At 66.7% G+C, this 7,477-nt stretch carries 7 protein-coding genes and 2 pseudogenes; 6 read left to right on the top strand and 3 right to left on the bottom strand.

What is annotated here, in order from left to right:
- Positions 1–159 precede the first annotated feature (159 nt).
- Positions 160–738, bottom strand: a complete 579-nt coding sequence (locus KXC43_RS50130) for a TetR-like C-terminal domain-containing protein (protein ID WP_221383408.1) — start codon at positions 736–738, stop codon at positions 160–162.
- Between the two features lie 100 nt (positions 739–838).
- Here KXC43_RS50130 and KXC43_RS50125 point away from each other — a divergent pair, with 100 nt between their 5' ends.
- The 4 genes and pseudogenes from KXC43_RS50125 (at position 839) to KXC43_RS50110 (ending at position 3,842) form a co-directional block, all read left to right on the top strand.
- On the top strand, positions 839–2,053 hold the full coding sequence (locus KXC43_RS50125) for an MFS transporter (protein ID WP_221383407.1): 1,215 nt from the start codon (positions 839–841) through the stop codon (positions 2,051–2,053).
- 39 nt (positions 2,054–2,092) lie between these two features.
- Positions 2,093–2,890, top strand: a complete 798-nt coding sequence (locus KXC43_RS50120) for an alpha/beta fold hydrolase (RefSeq protein ID WP_221383406.1) — start codon at positions 2,093–2,095, stop codon at positions 2,888–2,890.
- A gap of 488 nt (positions 2,891–3,378) precedes the next feature.
- Positions 3,379–3,549: pseudogene (locus KXC43_RS50115) on the top strand (IS1380 family transposase); the annotation flags it as partial.
- A gap of 62 nt (positions 3,550–3,611) precedes the next feature.
- Positions 3,612–3,842: a hypothetical protein gene (locus tag KXC43_RS50110; protein ID WP_221383405.1), complete on the top strand. Its 231-nt coding sequence runs from the start codon at positions 3,612–3,614 to the stop codon at positions 3,840–3,842.
- Positions 3,843–3,996: 154 nt separating this feature from the next.
- On the opposite strand, the gene KXC43_RS50105 is transcribed toward KXC43_RS50110, so the two are convergent.
- Complete coding sequence (locus KXC43_RS50105; protein WP_221383404.1) at positions 3,997–4,779, bottom strand: SDR family NAD(P)-dependent oxidoreductase; 783 nt, start codon at positions 4,777–4,779, stop codon at positions 3,997–3,999.
- Between the two features lie 92 nt (positions 4,780–4,871).
- Positions 4,872–5,786: an RNA polymerase sigma factor gene (locus KXC43_RS50100; protein ID WP_221383403.1), complete on the bottom strand. Its 915-nt coding sequence runs from the start codon at positions 5,784–5,786 to the stop codon at positions 4,872–4,874.
- Positions 5,787–5,983: 197 nt separating this feature from the next.
- Here KXC43_RS50100 and KXC43_RS50095 point away from each other — a divergent pair, with 197 nt between their 5' ends.
- Entirely contained in the window at positions 5,984–6,265 is a 282-nt protein-coding gene (locus tag KXC43_RS50095) for an ATP-dependent DNA ligase (RefSeq protein WP_221383402.1), read from the top strand.
- 118 nt (positions 6,266–6,383) lie between these two features.
- Positions 6,384–7,455 (top strand): annotated as a pseudogene (locus KXC43_RS50090) (IS630 family transposase).
- Positions 7,456–7,477: the final 22 nt, after the last annotated feature.

Below are 7,477 nucleotides of genomic sequence, written 5' to 3'. Positions count from 1 at the left end.
GACGACGTTTACATCACTAATCGTCATGCAGAAGACACTTCAACTGATAGTCGCCCATTTGAGGAACGTCGCACTAGTACTCGCCCAGTCCGGCAGCACCGTTCGCGGGCGGCGGACTCCAGCGACTTCGGGCGGGCCTCGACCGGTCGACCCGCGGCCTTATGAGTGGTCGAGGCTGAGCAGGTCGGCCACGAGGCGGTGGGTCCACTCCGGGGTGAGCGGAAGGTCGGTGAAGACGGCTCGGTAGTAGAGCGGGGCGAGCACCGCGTCGGTGGTGCGCTCCAGGCTCGGGGTGGGATTGCCCCGAGCCTGCTCGCGATCGAGGATCGCCTCGAGCTGGTGCTGGCGTTCGCTACGACAGACTGCGGCACCTTGCTCTCCGCCCGTGCCGATGGTGGCGCGCACCAAGGCGAGGGTGTCCGGGTCGCTGAGATCTTTGGCCAGGTCGTAGGCGTAGCGGTTCAGGTCCTCGCGCAGGCTGCCTGTGTCCGGCACCACGATGTCGCCGGCGAAGCGGCTGGTCACGACGTCGGCGAGCAGATCGCTGATCGAACCCCAGCGGCGATAGACCGTCGTTGCGTGCACGCCCGCACGTGCGGCCACGACCGGGATCGTCAGCAGTTCGGTCTCGTCGGCGACCAGTTCCTTGACGGCTCGGTGGACAGCCGTCCGGACGCGGGCAGACCGGCCGCCGGGTCGGCCGCCGACCTGCGGCGCGGGGGGTGGCGGAGCAGACACTCGTTCATTATCGCACAGATCACTGCACTAACTGTCGCAGTGATCGCTGCGTTTAGGGTATGTTTTGAGTTCTTAAAGCAACGATCACTGTGAGGCTTGCATGACTGTCAAAGCTTCCCCCGTACCGCGGAGGGGTGTCTTCACCGCGGTGGCCGCGATCTTCGTCCTCTTCCTGGCCGCGTCCAGCGCGCCTTCCCCGATCTATGTCATCTACCAGCAGCAATGGCACTTCACGGCATGGGTGCTGACGGTCGTCTTCGCGCTGTATGTGGTCGGCCTGCTGGGCTCGCTGCTCGTCCTCGGGGCGCTCTCCGACCACCTCGGGCGCAGGCCGGTACTCGCTGCCGCGATCGCGCTGGAGATGGTCGCGCTCGTGCTGTTCCTGACCGCCGGCGACGTGGTCGTCCTGTCCGCCGCCCGGGTGCTGCAGGGCATCGCGACCGGAGCTGCCACGACCGCCCTGAGCGCCGCTCTCGTCGATCTCGAGCCGTCGCGGGGCCGGGCGGGCATCGTCACCTCGGTGGCTCCGCTGAGCGGGCTCGCCCTCGGCGCTCTCGGCAGCGGTGCGCTTGTGGAATTCGGTCCCGCGCCGACCCGGCTGATCTACTTCCTGCTGCTCGGCGCGATGGTGCCGGCAATGGTGGTCGTCGCCCGCATGCCGGAGACGTCGCTACGCCGGCCGGGCGCGGTCGCCTCCTTGCGCCCGCGGGTCGCGATGCCCACGCACCTGCGCGCCGAGATCGTCCCGGTGGTTCCCGCGATGATCGCGACCTGGGCACTGGCCGGGATGTACCTCTCACTCGGACCTTCCGTCGCCGCCGAGTTGCTGGGGCTGCACAACCATCTGATCGGCGGGGTCGTCGTGACCCTCCTGGCCGGCACCGGAGCGATCGCGATCGCCTTGCTCCGGTCCCGTTCCGCGTCCTCTCTGCTGGCCCCCGCGTCCGCCCTGCTCGGGCTCGGCACCCTGATCTCGCTGGCCGGAGTGGTCGGGGAGATAGCCTGGCTGGCCGGCGCCGGCACAGTCGTCGCGGGTGTCGGCTTCGGCGCGTCGACGCTGGCCACGTTCGGCACCTTCGCCCGGATCGCCCGGCCACACGAGCGCAGCGCGGTCTTCGCCCTGGCGAACGTCATCAACTACCTGGGGAACAGCGTGCCCGCCGTCCTCGGGGGGATCGCCGTCACCGCGCTGGGACTGATGACCGCCACCAAGATCTACGCCGTGGCTATCGCGGTGATCACGTTTGCCGCCCTCGCCCTGCGGCTGAACCAGATGCGGACACAACACCGCTCCGCCCTCGCCCCGCGCAACTGAGCCCCGCGCAACTGACTCGTCCTAAACCAAGGAGTTGCAGTGACATCGATCAACAGGATCAAAGAGAACCGCGACATTGAGCGAGACGGTCACACCACCGTCCGGTACACGGCCAGCGGCCCCGCCGACGGCCCGACCCTGGTCCTCATCCACGGCTGGGCCTGCGACCGCAGCGACTTCGACGCCGTGACCGACCACCTGCCCGACGACTATCGCGTCCTCGCCGTCGACCTCGCCGAACACGGCGAGTCCCGTTCGACACGGGAAGTCTGGACCATGGAGGAGTTCGCTCGCGACGTGGTCGCGGTGATCGAAGCCGAGTCGGTGACCTCGGCGGTGGTGGCCGGGCACTCACTGGGCGGAGCAGTCGCCGTGGAGGTGGGACGGCTGCTTCCCGACACGGTCACGCATGTGGTGGCCCTGGACGCGCTGCACTACCTGTCGCTGTTCCCGGCTCAGAGCGTGGAACAGGCCGACGCGATGATGCGCCTGTTCAACCAGGACTTCGCCGCAGCGGTGCGAGGGCTCGTGGAGGGCGGCTCGCCGGCCGGGACCGACCCGGCCCAAAAGGACGCCTACTTCGCGAAGATGGTCGCCGTCCGGCAGCCCGCCGGCCTGCGGTCCATCGAGGGCCTGGTGCGTTGGGACATGGATGCCGCGCTACGCGAGACGAAACAGCCGATCACCGTGTTCGCGATTCGGGACCTGGTCAACCAAGAAGCGATCGACCGATACCGCGACCGCTTCGACATCGTGCTCGTCGATCTCGGCAGCCACCACTTTCAGGTGGAGGATCCCGAGGGTACGGCGAAACTCCTGGCCGGCATCATGGCCTGACCAGACACCGAAGTCTCGTTCGCCCAGGAGCCCGACATGCTCTGGCCGGTCAGCAACCTACGCGGTGACAGTCAGGCTGCCGAGAATGGACGAGGCCGCGGCACTCGGCGACCCTGGTTCCGCGTGGTAGACCACCAATTCCTAGCCCCCCATTACCTCGTACCTCGAAGGTCTGCTGTCCCCAGGACACCCTTCCTCCGTATCCGCGATGACGGAAGCCCCGATGGCCCCGACCAAGCAATTGGTGCTGGCTGGGTGGACGTTTGCACGGTGGGCGACGTTCCATGGTGGTCAGCGCTGGCCGGCACCGGACCGGAAGGCGTACCCGTGACCCATGTCCCCGGGGCGGCCCGCTAGCCCGGGTGATTCACGGTGATCATCAACTCGTAGGTCCGACCGGCGTGCAAATAGACGGAAGTGCCTCTCTGGCAGGGGAAACTTGTGATTGCGACATCTACGAGAATCTCTGCAAGGAAGGCACTTCCGGCGTGCAGTCTACGGCGTGGTCGAAGGATCTGCGGGTCACCGCGGACGGGACTGGTGTGGTGTCGCACGTCGGCACCGCGTTGCTGCGGATGCTCGCGGACCGAGCTGGGCTGACGGGTGCCCTGTCGGCCGCGCTCGCCCGTGCCGGGGTGTTCCCGGTCCATGACCGGGGCACACCGACGGACGGCTGACCAAGAACAACCTCTGCCGCGAGGCGCAGGTCAGCCGGGCCACCATGAACCGCGCCGGCGACATCCTCGCCGCCTGGGACGCCCAAATCGGCTCCAGCCCGGCCGAGGCCGCCGCCCGGCGCCGCGACGACGACCTCAGCCGCCTCGAGCAGGGCTTGAAGGCCAGCCGAGCCCGATACCACGAGCTGCAGGACCACCTCGACGCCGCGGCCACCGGCATCGCCGCCCTCGCCGCGGAGAACGACGCCCTGCGCCGGGAGATCGCCGACTCCTGACTCGTTCCCTCATCCCGCTGACCCGCGGTGTCCAACCCTCGCCGTGAGCTGGTCAGATCAGAAGTAGAAAGGCGAGGCGGCGGCGCCGCGCCCATCGGGGTTCGGGCACTTTACCCAGTTGGCCGAACACCTTTGTCGGCAGGCTTCGTGGGTCTCATGGAGCGTTCTCCGATGGCGAGGGTGAGGCGGTGCGGCAGGATTCTCGGTAGGAAGCTGCTGACGGTGTTGAGGCGTCCGTCGACGACGCGGGGAAGTCACGTTCTACGGCTCGTAGTGCCGTGCGGACGACCTGTTCAGGGGAACGGTGCTTGCCGAAGCTTCCGTCGTCGGATCCGGTGGCTGCGTGGAACGGGGTGTCGGTCGGACCAGGGCACAGAGCCAGGACACGGACACCGCTGTGCCGGGTCTCCACCCAGAGCGCTTCGGTGAAGGACAGTACGAAGGCTTTGGTCGCGGCGTAGGCGGCCATGTGGGGCAAGGGCAGGAACGCGGACAGGGCTGCCAGATTGATGATCACGCCTTGGCTCCGGGCTGTCATTCCGGGCAGGAAGGCCCGGGTCAGATCGACCAACGCGGTGACGTTGAGTTGACTCTGCTCGTGCAGGCGGCTCGGGTCTGCATGAACGACGTCACCGTGGACGCCGAATCCCGCGCTGTTGATGAGCACATCGACGTCACGGCCGATCGCGTCGATACGCTCGCCGAGCCGGACGACCGCATCCGGATGAGCAAGGTCGGCCGGCAGCACGTCTACGCGGACCCGGCCCCTGGCCCGGCATTGAGCTGCGACCGCTTCCAGCTTGTCGCGGCTCCGAGCGACGAGAATCAGATGAACGCCACGGGTGGACAGTTCCTGGGCGAAGGCAGCACCGATGCCAGAACTGGCCCCGGTAATGAGTGCCGTTTGTCCGGCACTGATGTGTGCGAGAGTGCCCATGTCGCGCCTCCTGTCGACCGCGGCGTCTCCGCGGCCGGAACCAGATGCACGAGCAACCCGGGATGTGCTTCATCGACGGTGTGATGATCGTCTCAATGCAACGGTTCCGACCGGTACGCGATACGGAGCTGCGTAATCCGTCCTTGCCGCATGGTGCTCAGCCACGTCATGGCGGGCGGGCAATGCTGCGGATCACTGGCCGGATTGAGAAATTCGATGTCCCAGACCACGGTGTCCGCGCTTGCTGCAGTATCCAACAGCCTCAGACCGACCCCGGCGCTGAGCGTGTCGGTCATCATCGGCAGGAGCCCGGAAATTCCTTCGGTGCCGTAACCCGCTCGGGTGACTAAAGCTCCTGGATGAAAAAGATCTTCGAGTACCTGCCGGGCATCGCCGCGCAAACCAGCCTGGACCAGAGCCTCCGCCTCGTGCCGCGTCGCTCGCGCCATGACGTTCGAATCCGGGAGTGTCGACGCAGCGACGTCCTGCAACGCTTGACCGAAGGCTCGCCGCCCCTGACGCAACCGGCTACGTACAGTGTGCTCCGGTATAGCGCACAGTTCGGCGATCTGCCGGTACGAAGACCAGTCGGTGAAGTAGCGCAGCACCATTACCTCACGGACCGGATCTGGGAGCACCGCCACCGCACCTCGGACCCAGTCGCGAGTTGCTGCTCGCTCGACCACCTTGCCGGGATCCCACCTGACGTCAACCGGCAACAGAGTCTCGGGGTCGGCGACCGGCAGCGCCCGCCGCGAGCGCAGCAGCATGCGACAGTTGTTGCGCACGATGGACCGTAACCATGCGCCCGCGGCGTCCGGCTCACGCAGCCTCGACAGGTCATTTAACGCGGTCAACACCGCATCCTGCACCGCGTCCTCTGCCTCGTCCACCCAGCCCAACCGAGCGACCGCGACAGCTCGCATGCCGGCCAGATTCCCCTCGATCAGCGCCGCGAACGCACCTTCATCGCCACTGCTCGCGGCCCTGACCAACTCCGCATCCACGGCTAGAACCTACATGCGTCCACACCGCTCGGGACAGGACACCTCGATCAGGCTCACCCATGATCGACGACTGCCTGACCGTTATTGACAAGAACTAAGGCCCTGTCAAAACGCTGTCGGAGCAATGACATCGGAAGGTCCACCCCCTTGCCGGCGTGATTCGACCGATGGGTCACCCGTGGGATGTCTCCTGAGACATGTCCGGTCTGGAGAACGACGGCTTCCGGGCGATCGTCTGGCGCACTGCCGACGGTATGCGGATCCAGTCGCGGCAGGGTGTTGATCTCACCCGGTTCTTCCCCGATCTCGTGGTACCGCTCGCCGCCGCGTTGCCGGCTCGTACGGTGCTCGGTGGTGAGCTGCTGGTTTGGGACATCCAACGCGGCCGATCAAGCTTCTCGCTGTTGCAGCGTCGCTTGACGGCCGGTCGTCGCCTGACGGAGATCGTCCGGAAACACCCGGCCCATCTAAGCGCCTGATCAGAAGTTCTGTACGTAACTCACTCGGGAAGAGGGACGTACCGACGTAATAACCTCGTCGTGGGTTCGGATCGAGTTACCACACAAGACCGAAACCCCCGACGAGGTCACCGCCAGTATGCGCCCTGCGCACGTCTACGCCCGGATCCCGGCCGAGCAACACACCGAACTGATTACCGCCCTGCACGGGCCCTGGCGCACCGCCAGCCGCATGGTCATCGTTGTGTGCTCAGCGGCGGGCATGTCCGCCGCCGAGATCGCCGACCTGCTGCACTACGACCCGGCCACCGTGCGCCGCTGGATCACCCGCCACCAACACGAAGGCCAAGCCGGACTACCCGACCGGCCCCGCACCGGACGACCCCGCAAAGGCAGCCGGCACCTCGGCCAACGCATCAGCCGGCTCCTTGCGACCCCGAAAGCCTGGACCACCGCCCGCCTCTGGCGAGCACTGGGCCGGCCTCAGGTCAGCCTGTCCACCCTGCGCCGAGGTATCCGCGAACAGGCCCGCTGGTCCCGGCCCCGGCTGATCGCCAAAAGCGACCCCGACCACAACCAGATCTGCGCCGGCATCCGCGACCAGATCACCGCCCTGCCCACCGGATCAGTCGTGCTCGCCGAAGACGAAACCCACCTCGACCTGATCGCCCGGGTCCGCTCCTGCTGGATACCGTTCGGTATCCGCCACCGGATCATGACACCCGGCAAGAACGTTCGCCGCACCATCCACGGCGCGATCAACCTGGCCACCGGCCACGTCCACCACCACATCAGCGTCAAAAACGTGTCCGTGGTCTTCTGCTCCTTCCTGCAACAACTACTCGACGCCTACCCGAACGCCCCCGCCATCGCGGTGATCTGCGACAACGGCGGCACCCACCTGTCCGGCATCACCCAGCAATGGCTCGACGAACACCCGCGACTGCACCTGATCCGAGGCGCCCGCTACAGCCCCCAGGACAACCCCGTCGAACGCATCTGGGCCGCGATGAAACACCACATCGCGAACACCGCGCCCACCACCAAGGCCGACCGGATCCGCCAGGCACACACCTTCTTCCAGCACCGCACCGACACCCAACCTCACCACGGCCGCGCCCTGGACCTCACCCTGGCTACGGGTCCGTACCAAGATCGGCTCTGGCGCTCTTTCGGTGGTGACGCAGAGCGTCTTTGTCCATGTTGGATAGTAGTTCCGGTGCGCTGCTGATG

This window comes from Paractinoplanes polyasparticus, from assembly GCF_019710575.1.
Lineage (GTDB): Bacteria > Actinomycetota > Actinomycetes > Mycobacteriales > Micromonosporaceae > Actinoplanes > Actinoplanes polyasparticus.
Note: the sequence above shows the minus strand (reverse complement) of the source record. Positions and strands in the feature narration are given on the sequence as shown.

Excerpts from the sequence above, each read along its gene's own strand:
- KXC43_RS50110 (WP_221383405.1), top strand. The coding sequence starts at position 3,612 with ATGAACCGCGCCGGCGACATCCTCGCCGCCTGGGACGCCCAAATCGGC.
- KXC43_RS50105 (WP_221383404.1), bottom strand. The coding sequence starts at position 4,779 with ATGGGCACTCTCGCACACATCAGTGCCGGACAAACGGCACTCATTACC.
- KXC43_RS50125 (WP_221383407.1), top strand. The coding sequence starts at position 839 with ATGACTGTCAAAGCTTCCCCCGTACCGCGGAGGGGTGTCTTCACCGCG.
- KXC43_RS50095 (WP_221383402.1), top strand. The coding sequence starts at position 5,984 with ATGTCCGGTCTGGAGAACGACGGCTTCCGGGCGATCGTCTGGCGCACT.